This window comes from Telluribacter humicola, assembly GCF_017355935.1.
GTDB lineage: Bacteria > Bacteroidota > Bacteroidia > Cytophagales > Spirosomataceae > Telluribacter > Telluribacter humicola.
The window spans coordinates 2274442-2293406 of record NZ_JAFIQT010000001.1 but is presented as its reverse complement, the minus strand read 5'-3'; the positions used below and the strand labels follow the sequence as shown (position 1 = coordinate 2293406).

The window sequence follows — 18965 nt, the reverse complement described above, 5'->3', positions numbered from 1 at the left end:
TCCTGCATGGTCTAATCCAAAAGTACTATCTGCTTATTACTTGTTATAAGCAATCCGGTAGATGGTACCGTTCATGTCATCGGACACATATAGCGAACCATCAGGTCCCTGAGCCAAACCGCAGGGACGGTGCTGTACTGGGCCGCTGGGCTTCGCCAGATCTATACCCGCGAAATTATCCGCGAATACTTCCCACTGGCCCGAAGGCTTTCCATTTTTGAAAGGCACAAAGGCCACAAAGTACCCCTGCTTCAGCTCCGAGTTCTGACCGTGGAAGGCTACGAAAGCACCATCCTTGTACCTGGCCGGGAACATGTTGCCGGTATAAAACAACATTCCGTTAGGACCCAGGTGCGCCGGGAAGCCTACTACGGGATTAATAGCATTTTTACCACCTGTTTTCTTGCCGTCTCCACCGTATTCCGGTGCCAGCATTTTCTTTTTCTGAATGTGATCGTAGTAGATGTACGGCCAGCCCGCATCATCCCCTTCGTGCAGCTCGTACATGGCTTCGGAAGGAAGCAGGGCGCTGTGCTTGGGGGTATAGTACTGCGGATAAAAATCATGGAACTGACCCCGGCCGTGGTGCAACACAAACAGCGAGCTGGTCTTCCGGTTCCAGTCGAGCCCGACAGTATTTTTCAGACCTGTCGCAAAGCGTACGCCATCTTTCTGGGTCTGGTTCTTCACGTCGGCCTTGAAGCGCCAGATACCTCCTACGGTATCAAGCAGGGTACAGGGCATCATACCCTTACCGGTACCCGCTTCGCGGCAGGCATCGTTTGACGAACCAATATTCACGTAGATATTCCCTTTGTCATCCAATGCAATGGACTTGGAGTTATCACGACCGGTATCTACCATACCCGTTACAATGGTCTCGGGCTGGTCCGGATTGATGATCTCTTCTTTTTCGTTGAGCTTATAGCGGTAGATCGCGCTATTAGATGTAGCGTACAGGTAGCCATCCTTGATGGTTATACCTGTGCCTTTGTAGTCGCCAAAGCTGGTTACCTCTTCGGGTACTCCGTCTTTATTGGCGTCACGAAGGCGGTATACGCCTTTGCCGTCTTTGAGTTTTGAAAGCTTCACGTACAGATCCCCGCTTTTGGACACTACCATATGCCGGGCTCCTACCAGGTCCTCGGCCACAATAGTGGTTATAAAGCCCTGAGGTACTTTGATGGAGGTAGCTAATTTGGGAGTGTCGGCTTTGGGTTTGAGGGCAGATATATCACCGGTAAAAGCCAATAGGGAGCTGATGCCTGCCACGGCGGCAGTCATACAGGCAGGACGAAACAACTTGTGCATGTAGGGGATTGATAAGTATAAATAAGTAACAGACGTAAATTAAAGCAAAAAAGACACCTACTTTACTTATCCTTCGGACTTAAAATACACCTCTACAAACATCATAGGGGAAGCAATAGCCGGAAGGTAGCTCCCGCGTTGGGTCTTCCCTCAGCCGTAAGGTAGCCTTTATGGTTTTCGATTACCTTCTGTACGATGGCTAGTCCGATACCCGTCCCGGGGTATTCGGATCGTCCGTGCAGCCGCTGGAATACCTGAAAAATGCGCTCCGTATACTTAGGGTCAAAGCCAATGCCGTTATCCCTGATCTCAATCTGAGCGAAAGACTTGTCCGCTTCGGAGGAAGGCACGATTCCGCCCGTGGTACGTCCTGTTACTTTTTTACTGGAAATCTCAATGCGCAGCTGTCGCTCCTGGCTCGTAAACTTCAGCGAGTTGCTCAGGAGGTTCTGGAAGAGTTGCCGTAGTTGGGTAAGCTCTCCCGTAATTACAGGCAGCTCCTCAACCTGCACTACCGCATTCTTTTCCTGTATAACAGTATCGAAATCAACGAGCAGGTCATTCACCAGCCGGTTCAGATCTATAACCTGGGTGCGGGTCCTGTTTGAAGATACGCGTGAGTAAGTCAGGAGGTCAGTAATGAGGGTTTGCATTCGGTCGGCTGACTTCTGCATCCGGCGAATCAGATCAACACCGCTTTCGTCCAGACTGGTCGCGTGTTTCTTTTGCAGGATTTCTCCGAAGGCCTGTATCTTACGTAGAGGCTCCTGAAGGTCATGGGAGGCCACGTAGGCAAACTTCTCCAGGTTATTGTTGGATTTGCGAAGATCCTCCACCAGTTCCTCGGCCTGTAACTGCACCTGCTTCAGACGGGTGTAGTTGGTACCCGTTATCAGCAGAAAATCACTGATCTTAGTTGCCTTCACATCCACCCAATCGTCGAAGCCATCGTTGTGGTAATGAAAGTCAAACTGGCGCCCCTCCCCAGTTAGGTATACGTCCCGATAGGCCTCAAAAAGGCCATTGGACAGGTACCCGGGTATCCATTGACTAAGTTTGGTATTGATGATATCAGTACGGGGCTGCCCCAGAGCGGCAGCATACGCCTGGTTGGCGGTTCTGAACCAGAAGTCTACCAGCTCATTCTTCTCATTATATAGAGGACTTAGTAAGCCCACCGAAATCTGTACGGTATCAATAATAGTCTGCAGCCGCTCTTCCGAATCTTTGATGTGCTGTTCGTTTCGCTTGGCTTCTGTCACATTATCAAAGGAGACAATCAAGCCATCACCATACTTAGACGCAGCCATGTTAATCCAGGCCCTGTTTTTGCCTTTGTATGTATAGACAAACTCGCCCTGTATGAACGGAGTAAAGTACATTACCTGCTGGAAGGCACCAAAAATCGCAGTCTTGCGATAATCTGGCAGCAAGGTACTAAGGAACTTATCAGTAGCATTCTCAGGGTCAATGCCTATCTGACGTAAAGAAGCTTTACTGACCTGCTTTACCACAAAGTCCGTTACCCGGCCCTTACTATCCTGTACCGGTTGCAGATGGGCGATACCCGAAGGAATCAGGTCGAAAATACACTGTATAAATTCGGCCTGCTGCTCCACGGTCTGAGTGGCTTGCCTGCTTTCGGTGATGTCGTTAAATGATAGCAGGATACGCTCATCCAGGCGGCTGGCTCTGATCTTATACCACCTCCTCTCCTCATGCCGGCTCATTTGTGCGAATACTTCATCCTGAAGGGGCGTACCCGTGTTCACTATTTCACATAACTCTTCGAAGACAGTACCTCCTACCGATGGGATATCTATTTTCTGAAAGTCCGGAAATAGTCCCAGTAGAGTAGATTGGGGCAGGTGATAGTCCGGGTAGCCAGTGATAGCCGAGGCCTCCTGGTTAGCCATACCAATCCTGAAATCTCTTATCTCACCCTGCGCGGTGCGAACCGGCTCACAAACCAGCATTGCACTCAGTGCCCCCTCCAGAATATCCTGTAACTGGGTTGGCTGCATCACACTACCTGCCTCAGCGTTTTGTAGTCGTATGTCAGCGTTTTGCCCTACCTGTAACACCATTAGGTTTTCCGGATTGGATTGAGCCAGGGTATCGGTCCAGGCCAGAGAAGCCTGATGGGAAGTACCCATAGGTTCAGCAGCATGGCCATTATCAGGCATACAACTTTTCAATTCGGTAGCCATTAATAGCACACTTTCCACACCGCTGGCTGCGCCCATAAGTGGCTGGAATGTTAACTGAAAGTACCCTACTTCGTGTTTGCTATCACTCTTTATAGGTAGGGGCTGGTTGTCCAGGACGAGTACTTGCCCTGAACCAACTACCTGGTTTACATTCATTTCAAAGAGTTTGCCACTGACAAGGTCAGGATGGGGGTATTGATTCGAGCCAGTGGGTTTTTCGCCAAAAGTCTCTCTGTATTTTTCATTAACAAATTCTGCCTGACAGTCAGTTGCTCTAAAAACAGCCATTGCTGCGGGAGCTTGCCTGAAGATGTCATAAAACCGATTTATCGAAGGTCCCACAACCATACTATAAGTCTGTTACGGTACTACTATTACATGTACACCATTGAATATAAAGCATCCCCGGCTTGAGCACCAGCCCTACTACTGCCTGAGTCCCTTTCAGTCCCTACTGCACCGTTATCAATGTGCACTCCGAGAAAAACTACCACTTGTAAAGCTACTTTTGTTAGAGAATACTTCCACACATTTTCTTACAAATGGTTTAAATATAGTTTAAAATCGCAGACCTTCTCCAGCTCCTGCACCTTTAATTATTTGGTACAGCAAAAAACCATTAGATTCCTCTCCCGGGCTACTTAGTCAGGAATTACATACTTAATTCATATTCCTATAAATCAATTTTCTATCCATGAAGCTACGCTTAATTATCCTGTTTTTCAGCTTACTCCCCTATTATCTTTTTGCCCAGCAAAGTACTGTTTTTGATAATCTTAGCCTGCAGAGTTCTATTCTTAAGAGAGAAAAGAAATTTGGACTGTACCTACCGGCAGGTTACGAGACCTCCAAACGCCGCTATCCGGTGGTGTACCTGCTGCATGGTGGTGGCGATGATCAGACGGGATGGATACAGTTTGGAGAGATGCAGCGCATCGTTGATAAAGGTATTCAGGAAGGTACCATAGCTCCCATGATCGTCGTAATGCCCGATGCCGAAATGACCTACTACCTCAACAATCGCGAAGGCAAGTACCAGTTTGAAGACTTTTTCATAAAAGAGCTCATTCCTCACATCGAAAAGAACTACCGCTGCCTCAGCAAGAAAGAATACCGGGCGGTGGCGGGCTTGTCGATGGGGGGCTTTGGCTCACTGTTGTACTCGCTGCACCACCCCGACCTATTTGCTGCCTGTGCGGCCATGAGCGCGGCCGTACGTACCGACGAAGAGATCAATGCCCTCACGCACCCCGAGTTTCTGAGAAGGTACCGCATGGCGCTGGAAGAAGTGAAGGAAGGCGAAAACCGCATTTCCGACTATTGGAATCAGAACAGTATTCTGTACCTGATGCAGCAGTTGCCCGAGGAGCGGAAGAAGGATGTACGGTTTTATCTGGACTGTGGCGATGATGATTTCTTGTACAAAGGCAATTCCACGTTGCACATTTTAATGAAAGACCGGAACGTTCCGCACGAATATAGGGTTAGAAATGGAGGACATACCTGGGAATACTGGCGTACCGGACTACCCGAAGCGCTGGCATTTATCAGTCAGAGTTTTCACCGGTGAGCTGATTCACCCCTAAAACCTCCCGTTACCTCCTCCCTGAGGAGGTAGCCCTTATATGCTTATGAAATACTCAATTTGGATTGTGGCGCTGGGATTAGTATCTGCATGTAATCAGCAGACAACAGATACCCGGCAGGAAGAGAAAATGAGTAGTGTCAGTCAGGCCTCCTTGTATACTACTACTATGACCGAAACCTCAGGATCAGGTGATACCGACCCGGAGGAAGTAGTCGATTACGCTAAGCTTTTTTACGGAGTACCGTACAAGTATGGCTCTACCGATCCGGAAGTAGGCTTTGACTGCTCCGGCTTTATCAACTATGTCTATAACCACTTCGACATAGATGTGCCCCGTTCTTCCGTTGATTTTACGGATGTGGGTACCCCCGTTCAGCTCGCCAGGGCTACACCTGGTGACCTTATACTCTTTACAGGTACCGACCCTTCTACCCGCACGGTAGGCCATATCGGAATCGTTGTCAAAAACGATGATTCAGGTCTTGAATTTATCCATTCTTCATCGGGTAAGCAGTCTGCTGTCACCATCACTCCCCTGAATGATTACTACGAGCAGCGGTTCGTGAAGGTAGTGCGCCTACTGTAAACAGTAGTAACTGACAGAGTACTCACCAGCAAAATAAATAAAACAAAACCCGGCTTAAATCCGTAGTTGGAAGGGAAAGCGAGAAGTACACCTATCAACTAGTTGCAATGATCTAATTGAAATTGTATGGATTTACAGCACCCCAATTTTGGCATTACTGAAGGAGTAGAAGCAGCCCCCGTTAGTGAGAAATTCATTAATCCATTACCGAGGGCTGTATTACGCCCCAATACGTACATACTACTGGACGGGGAGTGGCGCTTTGAGTTGGACAACGATGACCGTGGTCTGAACGAAGGCTGGCACCTGGGGCACCAGTTCCAACATAATGCACAGTGGCCCGGCTCGGTAGAAGAGCATCTGATCCAGGCGAAGGGCCTTCAGAAAGACTCCCCCACCTGGCACGATAAGGTCATAGTCTGGTATGAACGGGAATTCCCTCTACCCAAGCGTGACAAGAGCCTTGGCCACTCCATGTTTCAGCTGACGTTTGGGGCCTGCGGGTACGAAACCCGCGTCTGGCTGAATGGTCGACCACTTACGACCGTTGAAGGGGAAGAAATCCACTTCGGTGAGTATACCTCTTTTTCTTACGAGCTGAACGAAGAGTACCTCCAGCCGGTCAACCGCCTGACGGTACGCATCGCTGACTCCATGGATGCCGATATTCCCCGCGGAAAACAGGAATCGCATGTCTATAAACGGGGAGGAATCTGGTACCAGACTTATACCGGAGCCGTGCGCAGTGTGTGGCTTGAAGCCGTTGAACGCAATCGCCTGCGCTCCCGCGTCGGAGTAGTGAGTCATGTAGAAGATTCCCTGGTACGATTTAATATCACTACCCGCATTCATGATCCGGGACAGTACATCCTGCGACTGAACGTGTACGAGCGTGACCAGCGTAGCGGCGATCCCATTGCCACCTCTGACTATCCTCTCAAGCTAGAAGCCGGACAGAAAATGCAGCGGGTGGTACTGGAAGTACCTGACGCCCAGCTCTGGAGCCCCGAAAATCCGGCGCTGTACCGGTTGGTGGCCCAACTTATAGACACTGAAGGCTATGCCGCCGAAATCGAAGCTCACTTTGGCCTTCGTAAGATCGAAGCGAGAGGACGCTACGTGTATCTGAATAACAAGCCTATATACCTTGATGGTATCCTGTACCAGCCCGGTACGGCTACCTACGAAGAAATGAAGCTGCACATGCACGCCATGAAAGAACTGGGCTGTAACCTGGTGCGTGTGCATATAGCCGGAGTTGATCCCCGTATATATAACCTGGCTGATGAACTGGGACTACTGCTATGGGTAGAGGTACCCAGTCCGCACAGTAGTACCAACCTGAGTCGTGAAAATCACAAGGCTGAGCTTTTCCGGATGCTTGCCCTGCTCGAGACCAACCCCTCGGTAGTTATCTGGAGCCTTTATAATGAAGACTGGGGGGCTCAGGATATCGCGACCAATCCTGAAACGCGCAAGTACATTATTGACATGTACCACTACATGCACATCGCCTACCCACAGTTCCTGGTGGTGGACAACGACGGCTGGCAGCATATCTCATACCTGGGACGTCTGAAGTCTGACCTGCTGACCGCTCACCTGTACACGCCGGACCTGACCCGCTGGAAGGAGCTGCTGGATATGCTAGTCAGGGGCGAAACCGAAGGTGTCGCTGCTTTTCCGCTTGTAGTAGGTGATCCTTTCTTCTACCGCAAGCAAATACCACTTATAGTAAGTGAATGGGGAGGCTTTGGGTTTTCGGATTATGGTGGTCCCGATGATCTGGAAGTCAGGGCGGAGCGCATCCGACAATTCAAACAGGAGCTGCGCAAGCGACCCATCGCGGGTGATATCTATACCCAGGCCACCAATATTGAGGACGAGCGGAACGGACTGCTGGATATACATACCGGCGAGCTATTCGTCCCCGCAGATATACTGGCTTCACCCAAAGATATTGAATAACAATCAGTACCTATTCAACGACAAAGCCCCGGAACTACCGGGGCTTTGTCGTTAGTGATAGTAACTTATAGGATTTATTCTGGCAAAGGTCTTACCATGATATCCTTGAAGTAAACAACGCTCTTGGGATCGTGGCCCTGCAGGGCAAATGTTCCCTTATCAATGAGGCGCTTTTCGTTGCCTTTGGTACGCTCCACACCTTCGGGCTCAGTATATTCGACTACCGTCTTGTCGTTGATCTTGATGGTAACTTTGTTGCCCTGTACGATAATGTGCTCGGTGTACCATTCATTATCTTTGACGTGTACCTCCTTCACATCATCGAAAGCGTACAGGGAGCCGGTACGGCGCCAGTCCGTGTGAGAGTTATTCACCTGTACCTCGTATCCTTTGGCTGGCCATCCGTCTTCCTGATAGTCAGTATGGAAGTAAATACCGGAATTGGAGCCCGGAGTAGTCATGACCTGGGTCTTTAGCTCGAAATTTTTGAAGGAATGGTTATTAACGGGACCGTCATAGAACAGGTGCGCCCGTGGGCCGGCCACCATAATGGCTCCATCTTTTACACTGAATGTACTTCCATTAGCTCCAACTTTCCATCCGTTCAGGGATTTTCCGTCAAAGAGTGGAATCCAGCCATCTTTTTGTTTTTTTTGTGCAAAGGATACGCTGGCTGCCAGTAGCAACATCAGCACACCCTGAAACAAGGTTCTTCGCATGGTGGTAAGGGTATTGTTTGTAGTTTGGTTTGAGTACCTGCCAGGCATACTGCCCGGTAAGCTATAAAAACATCTGCTCTCCAAAAGCTACTGTTATATTTAGACAGAAATATAGTATCTGCTGACTCCTGTGTACTTTGGACATAGCAGGTACTGGTTTTCAGTAAACGCTGACCTGAATATTTTGATGATTACAGAAATCGAAAAGCACTTTCCTACCCAGTCCCGGCTCTCTGTCAAGAGTGGCTGGATGGCCATAGCAGGAGGTATCCTATATAATGCCCGCTGGCTGTGGGAGCTGTCGGAAGGCCGGGTAAAGCACATAATTTATCCCCCCACTGCTGCCACCCAGTACTTCTTTATCGTGCAACTCCTTTTTCTGGTTGTACTGGTCAGCCTGTACCGAAACTTCCGTGAAGACCGACCCGTGCGTACTGGTACGCTGGTTGCCTCGGTGGGGCTGGTCTGGTCGTCGCTCGTTACTCTGCCTGAAGCCTGGGGTATTCCCGGAGATTGGAGTCTTTACAGCTTACCCGGTTTGGCCGCCTTCGTCGTGGGTACACTTCTGGCGGGTGTAGGGTTAAAAAAAGTACCCACTGCCTACCCCCACGGAGTGATGCTCCTGTGGATAGGTGTACTACGTGGGCTGGCAGTTTTAGCTTCTATTCTCCTATTCGACCAACTAGGACGCGGCCTGGCTGCCAGGCAGATCGCTTCCCTGGCCAGTAACTTTTTACTTCTGGCTGAAGGCATGGGCTGGATCTACCTCGGCGTTTATCTTTTACGTGGATACAAGCCTCTCCACCGTTCTGACTTATAACTATTCACTTTGCCATTTAGAACAACCTGTACCATATAATGAAAAAAACGCTCACCTGTACCCTACTTTCCATTGCTCTGGCCGCCCCTTTGGCTCATAGCCAGTCCCAACAGAAGAAAACCTCCGCTCCCCGAAAAAGCAGCGAAGCCCCTACCTCCGGCAACCCTATATTTCCGGGCTGGTACGCCGATCCGGAAGGCATTATCTTTGGCAACAAGTACTGGATCTACCCTACCTTTTCAGCCCCCTATGATAAGCAGGTCCACATGGATGCCTTCTCCTCCACGGACCTGATCAACTGGACCAAGCACAACCGCATCATTGACACCACCAGCATCAAATGGGCCAAGCGTGCCATGTGGGCACCGGCCGTTATTCAGAAAGACAACAAGTACTACCTGTTTTTCGGAGCCAACGATATCCAGAGCAACGCAGAGCTGGGCGGAATAGGCGTAGCCGTAGCTGATAATCCGGCGGGCCCTTTTAAAGACCACCTGGGTAAGCCACTCATTGATAAGTTTCACAACGGCGCGCAGCCCATTGATCAGTTTGTATTTAAAGACAAAGACGGACAATACTATATGATGTACGGCGGCTGGCGCCACTGCAACATTGCCAAACTGAATAATGACTTTACGGGCTTCGTCCCCTTTGAGGACGGTACCACGTTCAAAGAAATTACGCCTGAAGGTTACGTAGAAGGGCCCTTCATGTTTATGCGCAATGGCAAGTACTACTTTATGTGGTCAGAAGGCGGCTGGACCGGCCCCAACTACTCGGTAGCCTACGCCATCGCCGACTCACCGTTTGGCCCCTTCAGGCGCATCGGCAAGATACTCCAGCAGGACCCCAAAATTGCCACCGGTGCCGGTCACCATTCGGTCATTCAAGTACCTGGGAAGGACCAATGGTACATTGTGTACCACCGCCGCCCCCTTACCGAAACCGATGCCAACCACCGGGTCACCTGTATGGATGAGATGACCTTCGACAGCAATGGACACATCAACCCGGTAGTCATCACAAATGAGGGAGTAAAAAAGCAGACGTTGAAGCAAGCTTCTACAAAATAGTGAACAATAGCATACTTAGTGGGTTAATAAACAGGTATTAACTACTTGTACTAATCCACAAAGACATGAACTATTCACACCTCACAATCACCTGCCTTTGCGTGGTACTGGGCCTGTATGGCTGCAACAATAAAAAAGAAGAACAGCAGGAAGCGGCCAGCAGCGGGACAGATGTTGTTGAGACGGCCGTAGGTACTCTCACCCTCCCACCGCCCTATGCTACCGAGTCGGTCAGCAACAACCCGGATGTAGTGGGCTGGTCAGAAGCTCAGAAGCCTACCGCTCCGGCAGGATTTGTAGTAACTAAATATGCCGATAACCTCAAGCATCCCCGCTGGTCGTACGTAGCGCCCAATGGGGATGTACTGGTGGTAGAATCGGACGACAAAAAAAAGAGCGCTAATCAGATCACGCTGTTCCGGGATCAAAACAACGACGGTACGCCCGATATGCGTCAGGTATTTATGGAGGGGCTTAGCCAACCCTTCGGGATGCTGGTACTGAACGACTATTTCTACGTAGCCAACACCGACGGTCTGATGCGCTACCCGTACAAAAAGGGCCAGACCAGAATAGACGCCAAAGGAGAAAAGATACTGGAGCTGCCCGCCGGTGGCTATAACCACCACTGGACCCGCAACATCATCGCCAGTCCCGATGGCTCCAAGATTTATGTTTCCGTAGGCTCGGCCAGTAACGTGGGAGAATACGGCATGGACGAAGAAAAACGCCGCGCCAATATCCTGCAGATCAACCCGGACGGCAGCGGTGAACAGATCTACGCCAGTGGCCTGCGCAATCCTGTTGGGATGGACTGGGCACCCGGCACGAATGTACTCTGGACAGCCGTCAACGAGCGCGACGAGCTGGGCGACAACCTGGTACCTGACTACCTCACTAGTGTAAAGGAAGGCGGCTTTTACGGCTGGCCTTACTCCTACTTCGGACAGAACGTTGACCCCCGCCGGAAGGGAGAACGCCCTGAACTGGTAGAAAAGGCCATTGTCCCCGAAGTACCGCTGGGTTCGCACACGGCCTCGCTAGGACTCACCTTCTACGACAAGGAGAGTTTTCCTGCCCAATACCGAAACGGAGCTTTTATTGGCCAGCATGGCTCCTGGAACAGCTCCAACCCCGTTGGTTACAAGGTGGTATTTGTACCTTTCAGCAACGGCAAACCCACGGGTCCGGCCCAGGATTTCCTGACGGGTTTTGTATCCAACCCACAGGAGCCCGAAGTATACGGACGTCCCGTTGGGGTGGCGGTACTACCGGATGGCTCGCTGCTGATCAATGATGATGCCGGCAACACCCTCTGGCGCGTCAGTCCCCAATAAAGTATTTACCTACCAGTAACAAGAGAGGCTACTCCCGCGGGAGTAGCCTCTCTTGTTTATCCACTAGTTGGACGGTTAGCATGTATCTTACGAAGATTTCAAGAAAAAGCAGACTTACGTATAGTTTGTTTGGCAGCAGCAGCTATTACCTCCATTTCCTTGACAAATTGTTTGTATTTTTAGGCAATTATTACGCTACTAACAATTCAACTTAACCAAACCCAAGCACTTCATGAGAAAACTGGTATGGACGTTGGCGGCATGGCTGACCTTCGGGACGCTAGGCTATGCGCAGCAGACGTTCCCCCGCAATGGTGCCTACGATGAGCGTTCGGGGCGATATGCCTTTACCAACGCCACCATTGTCGTAGACCCGCAAACTACGCTGCAAAAAGGAACCCTCCTGATCGAAAATGGCCTGATCAAAGAGGTAGGTACTAATGTAAAGATACCCGCCGGTACGGTAGTCACTGACCTCAAAGGCAAGTACATCTACCCATCCCTACTGGATCTGGAGTCGGACTACGGTATGCCCGAGGTAAAAAAGGCCCGACAGTCTTTCCGCTCGGCTCCCCAGCTCGAATCCAACAAGAAAGGAGCTTACGGCTGGAACCAGGCCATACAGCCCGAAAATGAAGCCTCTACCTTATTTACCGTAGATAACAAAGGAGCCGACGAACTTCGTAAGATCGGATTCGGTACGGTACTCACCCACCACCACGATGGCATCGTACGCGGAAGTGGTGCTCTTATAGCGCTTACCAACGAATCGGCTAATCAGGCCTTGCTTCGAGGTGCAGCCTCAGCTCACTACTCGCTGGATAAAGGCAGCTCTACTCAGAACTACCCCAACTCCCTGATGGGTGCCGTAGCCCTGCTCCGCCAGAGCTACTACGATGCCGACTGGTTTGCCAAAGGCGGAAGCAATCAGGAAAACAACCTGTCCATGAAGGCATTCGGTCAGCTCAAGGCCCTGCCTGCCTTCTTTGAGACTACCGACAAACTGGGCGTACTGCGCGCCGACAAGATCGGGGACGAGTTTGGTGTACAGTACATCATCAGGAGCGGTGGTGACGAGTACCAGCGCATTGATGAGGTAAAAGCTACCGGTGCTACACTCATAGTGCCTCTGGCCTTCCCGGATGCTTTTGATGTGAATGATCCCTGGGATGCGGATGCCGTAACTCTGGCCGAACTCAAGCACTGGGAAATGGCTCCCGGTAATCCTGCTGCCCTGGCTAAAGCCAACGTACCCTTTGCTCTGACCGCCTCCGGCCTCAAAAATAAAGCCGACTTCTGGACCCGCCTGCGTACCGCCGTTGAGTTTGGACTCCCCAAAGAGAAAGCCCTGGAAGCGCTTACTACCCTGCCTGCCCGCCTGATCAAGGCCGACAACCAGGTAGGTGCCCTCAAGAAAGGCATGCTGGCTAACTTCCTGATCACTTCTGACGACCTGTTCAAAAACGGTAGCGAGATCTACGAAAACTGGGTACAAGGCAAAGCGTATATTATCAAGGAGATGAATGCTCCCGACCTGCGTGGTACCTACGACCTGAGTTTTGCCGGTAAGCCCGGTGGTAAGCTGAAAATAACGGGTACCCCTTCTAAGCCTGAGTACCAGTTGGTGATGAACGACTCGGTAACCATTACTCCTAAGGTAAGCCTGACTAACCAGCTGATGACCGTTACCTACCAGCCCGATAAAAAGAATCCTGGTACGGTACGTTTGACCGGATGGCTGTCGGCCCGTGAGCTCCAGGGCGAAGGTACCCTACCCGACGGGATGCCTATGAACTGGAAAGCTACCCTGGCCGAAGCTTATACAGAGCCGGTTGCCAAGGCTGATACTACCGTACGCAAGCCCAAAGAGCTGGGTAAGCTGATCTATCCATTTGCCGGATTTGGAAACGAAACAAAGCCAAAGGCGGAGACTATCCTGGTAAAGAATACTACTATATGGACCAACGAAGCCGAAGGTATCATGCAAAATGCCGATGTACTGATCCAGAATGGTAAGATTGCCCGCGTTGGCAAAGGCCTGACCGCCCCGGCGGGTGCCCGCACCATCGACGGTACCGGCAAGCACCTGACCAACGGTATTATCGATGAACACTCGCACATTGCTCTTTTTGCCGTAAACGAAGGCTCGCAGACCAGCACGGCTGAAGTACGCATGAGCGATGCCATCAACTCCGAAGATGTCAACATATACCGACAGTTGGCCGGTGGGGTTACTACCTCGCAACTACTGCATGGCTCGGCCAACGCCATCGGTGGACAAAGCGCCGTGATCAAGTTGAAATGGGGAGCTACTCCTACTGAGATGTGGTTGCCCGAGGCGAAGTACATCAAGTTTGCCCTCGGTGAAAACGTAAAACAGGCGAACTGGGGAGATGTAGCCCGCGTACGCTTCCCACAAACCCGTATGGGGGTAGAACAGGTGTACTATGACCACTTTATCCGAGCCAAAGAATACGCCAAAGCCTGGCAGGAGTACAATGCCCTCAAGAACAAGTCGGGCGTGACTGCTCCCCGTCGTGATCTTGAACTGGATGCCCTGGCTGAGATCCTCAAAAATGAGCGCTTTATTACCTGCCACTCCTATGTACAGTCGGAGATCAACATGCTGCTGCACGTAGCCGATTCACTGGGCTTCAAGGTGAATACGCTGACCCATATTCTGGAAGGCTATAAGCTAGCCGACAAGATGGCCGAGCGTGGCGTAGGTGGATCTACCTTTGCGGACTGGTGGGCGTACAAGATGGAGGTAGAAGAAGCCATCCCGTACAACGCCGCCCTCATGAGCCGCGAAGGAGTAACGGTTGCGATCAACTCCGACGACGCCGAAATGGCCCGCCGCCTCAACCAGGAAGCCGCCAAAACTGTCGAGTTTGGAGGTATCTCTGAAATCGAAGCCTGGAAAATGGTGACCCTGAACCCCGCTAAACTCCTGCACCTCGATAACCGCCTCGGTAGTATCAAGGCCGGCAAGGATGCTGATCTGGTACTCTGGAACAACCACCCGCTCTCGATCTACGCACGTCCTGACTTCACCATGATCGAAGGTACTATCTACTTTGACTATCAGGAAGACCAGAAAAAGCAGGAAGCTATTGCCAAGGAAAAGGCTCGCCTGATCCAGAAGTCCATGGAAGCCAAAGCAGGTGGTGCTTCCACCCAGGCTCCGCAGACCCGTCGTACCCGTATGTGGCACTGCGAAGATGTGATAGGTATTCATGCTGAGCACGGCGAAAAAGAGTAAGCTAACTTCTGAACGGAAACATCAACTATGAAAAAGATATTTTTAGCCCTGCTGGCACTCGTTCCGCTGTCCATGCAGGCCCAGAATCCGGCTCCGGCCAAGCCACAGGCCAAACCCATTGCGCTGACGGGGGCTACCATCCACGTTGGTAATGGCCAGGTGATCGAGAACGGAACCATTGTATTTGATAAGGGTGTCATCACGGCCGTAGGCGGCTCCGCTACTACCTTCGACCGCAACGCTACTGAGGTAGTCAATGTGGCTGGTAAGCATATCTTCCCCGGACTCATCGCCATGGGTACTACGGTAGGTCTGCAGGAAGTAGCTTCGGTACGTGCCACTCTAGACTATCAGGAAGTAGGTGATATCAACCCCCACGTACGGACGCTCATTGCCTACAACACCGACTCCGAGATCATCCCCACCATCCGTAACACGGGGGTATTGATGGCTCAGGCCGTACCTCAGGGAGGCATGGTATCGGGTTCATCATCGGTATTCAATACCGACGGCTGGAATTGGGAAGATGCCGTACTTCGCAAGGACGATGGGATCTGGGTCAACTGGCCTGCTTTCCTGGCTCGTAGCTTCAGCCAGGAAGACTTCTCGATTACTATAAAGCGCAACGAGAAGCGTCAGGAAATAATCAATGAACTACGCCGTCACCTGGTGGAAGCCAAAGCTTACTCGGAAGACAAAGCCCCTACCCCCGTTAACCTGCGCCTTGCTTCCATGAAAGGCCTCTTTGACGGTAGCTCCAACCTGTACGTACGGGCCGGCTACGCCAAGGACATCGTTGAATCCATCCAGTTTGCTCAGGAGCTGGGGGTAAAGAAGGTCGTGATTGTGGGCGGTGACGAAGCCTACAAAGTAGCCTCTTACCTTAAGGACCACAACGTACCGGTAGTACTGGATCCCATTCACCGTCTGCCCAGCCGCGCCGACGATGACGTATACCTGCCCTATGAGCAACCAGCCCGTCTGCACAAGGCCGGGGTGAAGGTAGCGCTCAGCTATAACGACGAATGGTGGCGCACCCGTAACCTGGCCTTCCTGGCGGGTACTGCGGCCGGCTTCGGTGAAATCAACAAGGAAGAAGCTCTCCAACTGATTACGCTGATGCCCGCTCAGATCATGGGTATCGACAAGCAGGTAGGTTCGCTGGAAAAAGGCAAACTGGCTACCCTCGTCGTGGCAAAAGGTGATATACTCGACATGCGTACCAACGTGGTAGAGCAGGCCTATATCAAAGGAGCCAAAGTAGATCTGGATGATAAACACAAGCGCCTGTACCAGAAGTACAAGGACAAGTACGGTCAGGAAGATCTTGGCAAGTAGCTTTGTACCATAATACGCTGTAAGCAGTAGACTTTAAGCTATAAGGAAAAAGGAGAAATGCGATACTTGCATTTCTCCTTTTTTATGATTAGCTATAAGCTTGAATAATTTGCTCTTTTAGATCGTATCAATCTTCTGAAACAAGACGGATACCATTATCCTGAATCTGGATCTGGCCCTGCTTATAAAGACCTCCGATGGCTTTTTTGAATGTCTTCTTACTCATTTCCAGCCGTCGCTTGATTTCCTCCGGCGAGCTGTTATCTGACAGATTCAGGAAGCCTCCTTCTCTTTTGAGTACATCCAGGATACGCTGGGCATTAGGTTCAACGCTTTCGTACCCCTGTTTCTCTAGACTTATGTCCAGCTTATTTTCTTCACGAACGCGTTTAACGTACGCCTTCATTTGATCCCCGATATCTACCTGCTTAAATAGCTCATTCTCATAAATGAGTCCCTTATGGAAGTGGTTCACGATGACATTGTAGCCCAAGTCAGTGCGTTCCCAGATGATGATATCTACCTCATCCCCTTCGTCTACGATCAAGCGGCTATTATCCAGGAACTTGTTGATCTTAGCCGAAGCCGACAAGCGAGAGGTCTTGTGGTCGAGGTACAGGTACACCACGTGCCACTCACCTACCCGCATGGAACCATTCTGCTCCCTAAAAGGTACGAACAAGTCCTTTTCCAGCCCCCAGTCCAGAAAAGCTCCGTATTCATTAACATCCTTCACTTCCAGAAACGCAAACTCATTACGAACTACTTTGGGCGTCTCGGTGGTAGCGACCGGGCGATCTTCCGAATCATTGTATACAAATACCCTGACGTCTTCGTCCACCTCCATGTCATCGGTGATGTACTTGTTGGGCAGCAGTACTTCCTCCCCCTCCACATCGCCCAGAAACAGTCCGACACTGGTCCGGCGCAATACGGTGAGAGTATTATATTTTCCTATAAACAGCATATTCCTTGTAAGATTAATTAGCCACAAAGATAGCCGACTATTCTTGTAAATAGTCGTGTGGTACTACCGGATGAATCCTGCAGAGGATCAGGGAGTGACTACCTTCTTCTTCGGGGCGGGTTGATCAGGGAGTCTACGGAGTACTTTCCTCCGCCCAGGATAAGCAGCGTCAGGTAGATAAGTATGTACAACAGCAGCATCTCCTTGGCGCTAAAAGGATCATCACGGTGTTGTATAAAGGCAGCGACCGAGCAACTGATAATTAGGGGAATGGCAGCCAGCCGGGTACCCAGTCCTAAGAATATCAATATGGAACAGATGGCCTCCGAGAAGGTAACCAGGATGAGTGAAATCTCCGGCCCAATCCCCAGAGGATCGCCAAACTGCATATCGCCATTTATCACCTTCATCAGTTTGGGAATACCATGGGTAAGCATCAGAGCCGCTACACCTATTCTGAGGAAAGCCAGCCATACATGCGCAGCTTCGTAGCCGAAGTCTGTTGAGAATAATCTTTTCATGAGTCTTTTTGGAGTTATAGGTAAACAAACTACTTATATCCAATCTATTCTGTACTAACACCTCTATCCAGTCGTCACTCTTATTACTTCATTACCCGCCGTTTAGTTTTAGAATTACTAATCTTTACCCGAAAAAGTATAAGATTCTACGTATTTACTTTGTTTAGAAATATCAACAGACAGCATGAATCGTCGCCAATTTTTAGTACTTACCACCGCCGCGGCCAGTTTACCGGCACTGGGTCAGGCCCAGCCCAAGCCTTCCCGGCTTCCGGTCTGGCGGGGTGTAAATTTATTAGAGAAATTCAATCCCAGTCAGAACCGTCCCTACCAGGAGCGCCATTTCCGATGGCTACGCGACTGGGGTTTTAACTTTGTGCGGCTGCCGATGTCGTACCAGTGCTGGTCCAAACCCGATCCGGCCGTATGGATGCAGATGGATGAGCAGGTACTCCGCGAGATAGATCAGGCCGTAGCGTGGGGAAAGAAGTACAACATCCACGTCAACCTGAACCTGCACCGCCTGCCCGGCTACTGCGTCAACCCACCGGCCGAGCCGCTTAACCTCTGGAAGGATGAGCAGGCTCAGACAGCAGCCATTCACCACTGGAAGACGCTGGCCCGCCGGTACCGCAAATTGTCCAACAAGGATGTAAGCTTTGACCTCATCAACGAGCCCCCCAACATACCCGAAGAGGACTACGCCCATGTGATCCGGATGCTCGTAAAAGGAATACGCGAGGTCACACCGAAGCGACTCATTATCGCCGACGGTATCCGCTGGGGTACCGGGCCGGTTCACAGTATTGCTAATCTGAACGTCGGGCAGAGTACCCGTGGCTATAATCCTATGCAAGTCAGTCACTACCACGCCAACTGGGTAAACGGCAGCGACAAATACCCTACTCCGCAGTGGCCCATGGCTATTGGCGAGACCCAATGGGATAAAGACCTGCTCCGCGAGCGCTACATCAAGCCCTGGAAAGAACTGGAAGCGAAAGGCGTAGGCATACACGTGGGCGAATGGGGCGCTTATAATCGCACACCGCACGACGTGGCCCTGAAATGGATGGAAGACAACCTGCAACTCTGGAAGGAAGCCGGCTGGGGCTGGGCCCTCTGGAACCTGGATGGCTCCTTTGGCTTTATAAACAGCGGGCGTACCGATGTGGCCTACGAAACCTTTGAAGGAGAAAAGCTGGACCGGAAAATGCTGGAGCTCCTGCAGAGATATTAATAACAAAGAAGGGTACTTTGACTAGTCA

General features: G+C 50.8%; 14 protein-coding genes. 9 read left to right on the top strand and 5 right to left on the bottom strand.

Annotated features, from left to right (window positions below; genetic code table 11):
- Positions 1-36: 36 nt before the first annotated feature.
- Both JUB14_RS09790 and JUB14_RS09785 read right to left on the bottom strand, forming a co-directional pair.
- Positions 37-1311: a PQQ-dependent sugar dehydrogenase gene (locus JUB14_RS09790; RefSeq protein WP_207505672.1), complete on the bottom strand. Its 1275-nt coding sequence runs from the start codon at positions 1309-1311 to the stop codon at positions 37-39.
- Positions 1312-1412: 101 nt separating this feature from the next.
- On the bottom strand, positions 1413-3809 hold the full coding sequence (locus JUB14_RS09785; RefSeq protein ID WP_207505671.1) for a PAS domain-containing sensor histidine kinase: 2397 nt from the start codon (positions 3807-3809) through the stop codon (positions 1413-1415).
- 406 nt (positions 3810-4215) lie between these two features.
- Here JUB14_RS09785 and JUB14_RS09780 point away from each other — a divergent pair, with 406 nt between their 5' ends.
- The 3 genes from JUB14_RS09780 to JUB14_RS09770 all read left to right on the top strand — a co-directional run bounded on the left by JUB14_RS09780 (position 4216) and on the right by JUB14_RS09770 (position 7663).
- Positions 4216-5091 (top strand): alpha/beta hydrolase, encoded by an 876-nt coding sequence (locus tag JUB14_RS09780; RefSeq protein ID WP_207505670.1) that lies wholly within the window; start codon positions 4216-4218, stop codon positions 5089-5091.
- Between the two features lie 61 nt (positions 5092-5152).
- A complete protein-coding gene (locus JUB14_RS09775) occupies positions 5153-5695 on the top strand; it encodes a C40 family peptidase (RefSeq protein ID WP_207505669.1) in 543 nt (180 codons plus the stop codon).
- Positions 5696-5821: 126 nt separating this feature from the next.
- Positions 5822-7663 carry a glycoside hydrolase family 2 protein gene (locus JUB14_RS09770; RefSeq protein ID WP_207505668.1) on the top strand — a complete coding sequence of 614 codons (1842 nt, stop codon included), beginning with the start codon at positions 5822-5824 and terminating at the stop codon, positions 7661-7663.
- Between the two features lie 74 nt (positions 7664-7737).
- On the opposite strand, the gene JUB14_RS09765 is transcribed toward JUB14_RS09770, so the two are convergent.
- A complete protein-coding gene (locus JUB14_RS09765; RefSeq protein WP_207505667.1) occupies positions 7738-8382 on the bottom strand; it encodes a 3-keto-disaccharide hydrolase in 645 nt (214 codons plus the stop codon).
- A gap of 187 nt (positions 8383-8569) precedes the next feature.
- Here JUB14_RS09765 and JUB14_RS09760 point away from each other — a divergent pair, with 187 nt between their 5' ends.
- The 5 genes from JUB14_RS09760 (at position 8570) to JUB14_RS09740 (ending at position 16212) form a co-directional block, all read left to right on the top strand.
- Positions 8570-9202 (top strand): hypothetical protein, encoded by a 633-nt coding sequence (locus JUB14_RS09760; protein WP_207505666.1) that lies wholly within the window; start codon positions 8570-8572, stop codon positions 9200-9202.
- Positions 9203-9240: 38 nt separating this feature from the next.
- Entirely contained in the window at positions 9241-10275 is a 1035-nt protein-coding gene (locus JUB14_RS09755) for a glycoside hydrolase family 43 protein (RefSeq protein WP_207505665.1), read from the top strand.
- A 65-nt stretch (positions 10276-10340) separates the two neighbouring features.
- Complete coding sequence (locus tag JUB14_RS09750) at positions 10341-11612, top strand: PQQ-dependent sugar dehydrogenase (RefSeq protein WP_207505664.1); 1272 nt, start codon at positions 10341-10343, stop codon at positions 11610-11612.
- A gap of 232 nt (positions 11613-11844) precedes the next feature.
- Complete coding sequence (locus JUB14_RS09745; RefSeq protein ID WP_207505663.1) at positions 11845-14874, top strand: amidohydrolase family protein; 3030 nt, start codon at positions 11845-11847, stop codon at positions 14872-14874.
- A gap of 27 nt (positions 14875-14901) precedes the next feature.
- Positions 14902-16212 (top strand): amidohydrolase family protein, encoded by a 1311-nt coding sequence (locus JUB14_RS09740; protein ID WP_207505662.1) that lies wholly within the window; start codon positions 14902-14904, stop codon positions 16210-16212.
- 127 nt (positions 16213-16339) lie between these two features.
- On the opposite strand, the gene JUB14_RS09735 is transcribed toward JUB14_RS09740, so the two are convergent.
- Both JUB14_RS09735 and JUB14_RS09730 read right to left on the bottom strand, forming a co-directional pair.
- The gene (locus JUB14_RS09735) at positions 16340-17179 is read right to left on the bottom strand and encodes a CvfB family protein (RefSeq protein ID WP_207505661.1); all 840 of its coding nucleotides are present in this window, start codon (positions 17177-17179) and stop codon (positions 16340-16342) included.
- A 98-nt stretch (positions 17180-17277) separates the two neighbouring features.
- Positions 17278-17700 (bottom strand): DoxX family protein, encoded by a 423-nt coding sequence (locus tag JUB14_RS09730; RefSeq protein WP_207505660.1) that lies wholly within the window; start codon positions 17698-17700, stop codon positions 17278-17280.
- 184 nt (positions 17701-17884) lie between these two features.
- On the opposite strand from JUB14_RS09730, the gene JUB14_RS09725 reads away from it, so the two are divergent.
- On the top strand, positions 17885-18937 hold the full coding sequence (locus JUB14_RS09725; RefSeq protein WP_207505659.1) for a glycoside hydrolase family 5 protein: 1053 nt from the start codon (positions 17885-17887) through the stop codon (positions 18935-18937).
- The last annotated feature ends 28 nt before the right edge of the window (positions 18938-18965 follow it).

Bases quoted from the DNA above. Each gene is read 5' to 3' on its own strand.
- JUB14_RS09750 (WP_207505664.1), top strand. From the start codon at position 10,341: ATGAACTATTCACACCTCACAATCACCTGCCTTTGCGTGGTACTGGGC.
- JUB14_RS09780 (WP_207505670.1), top strand. From the start codon at position 4,216: ATGAAGCTACGCTTAATTATCCTGTTTTTCAGCTTACTCCCCTATTAT.
- JUB14_RS09735 (WP_207505661.1), bottom strand. From the start codon at position 17,179: ATGCTGTTTATAGGAAAATATAATACTCTCACCGTATTGCGCCGGACC.
- JUB14_RS09755 (WP_207505665.1), top strand. From the start codon at position 9,241: ATGAAAAAAACGCTCACCTGTACCCTACTTTCCATTGCTCTGGCCGCC.
- JUB14_RS09770 (WP_207505668.1), top strand. From the start codon at position 5,822: ATGGATTTACAGCACCCCAATTTTGGCATTACTGAAGGAGTAGAAGCA.
- JUB14_RS09775 (WP_207505669.1), top strand. From the start codon at position 5,153: ATGAAATACTCAATTTGGATTGTGGCGCTGGGATTAGTATCTGCATGT.
- JUB14_RS09730 (WP_207505660.1), bottom strand. From the start codon at position 17,700: ATGAAAAGATTATTCTCAACAGACTTCGGCTACGAAGCTGCGCATGTA.
- JUB14_RS09760 (WP_207505666.1), top strand. From the start codon at position 8,570: ATGATTACAGAAATCGAAAAGCACTTTCCTACCCAGTCCCGGCTCTCT.
- JUB14_RS09790 (WP_207505672.1), bottom strand. From the start codon at position 1,311: ATGCACAAGTTGTTTCGTCCTGCCTGTATGACTGCCGCCGTGGCAGGC.
- JUB14_RS09740 (WP_207505662.1), top strand. From the start codon at position 14,902: ATGAAAAAGATATTTTTAGCCCTGCTGGCACTCGTTCCGCTGTCCATG.
- JUB14_RS09785 (WP_207505671.1), bottom strand. From the start codon at position 3,809: ATGGCTGTTTTTAGAGCAACTGACTGTCAGGCAGAATTTGTTAATGAA.
- JUB14_RS09725 (WP_207505659.1), top strand. From the start codon at position 17,885: ATGAATCGTCGCCAATTTTTAGTACTTACCACCGCCGCGGCCAGTTTA.
- JUB14_RS09765 (WP_207505667.1), bottom strand. From the start codon at position 8,382: ATGCGAAGAACCTTGTTTCAGGGTGTGCTGATGTTGCTACTGGCAGCC.
- JUB14_RS09745 (WP_207505663.1), top strand. From the start codon at position 11,845: ATGAGAAAACTGGTATGGACGTTGGCGGCATGGCTGACCTTCGGGACG.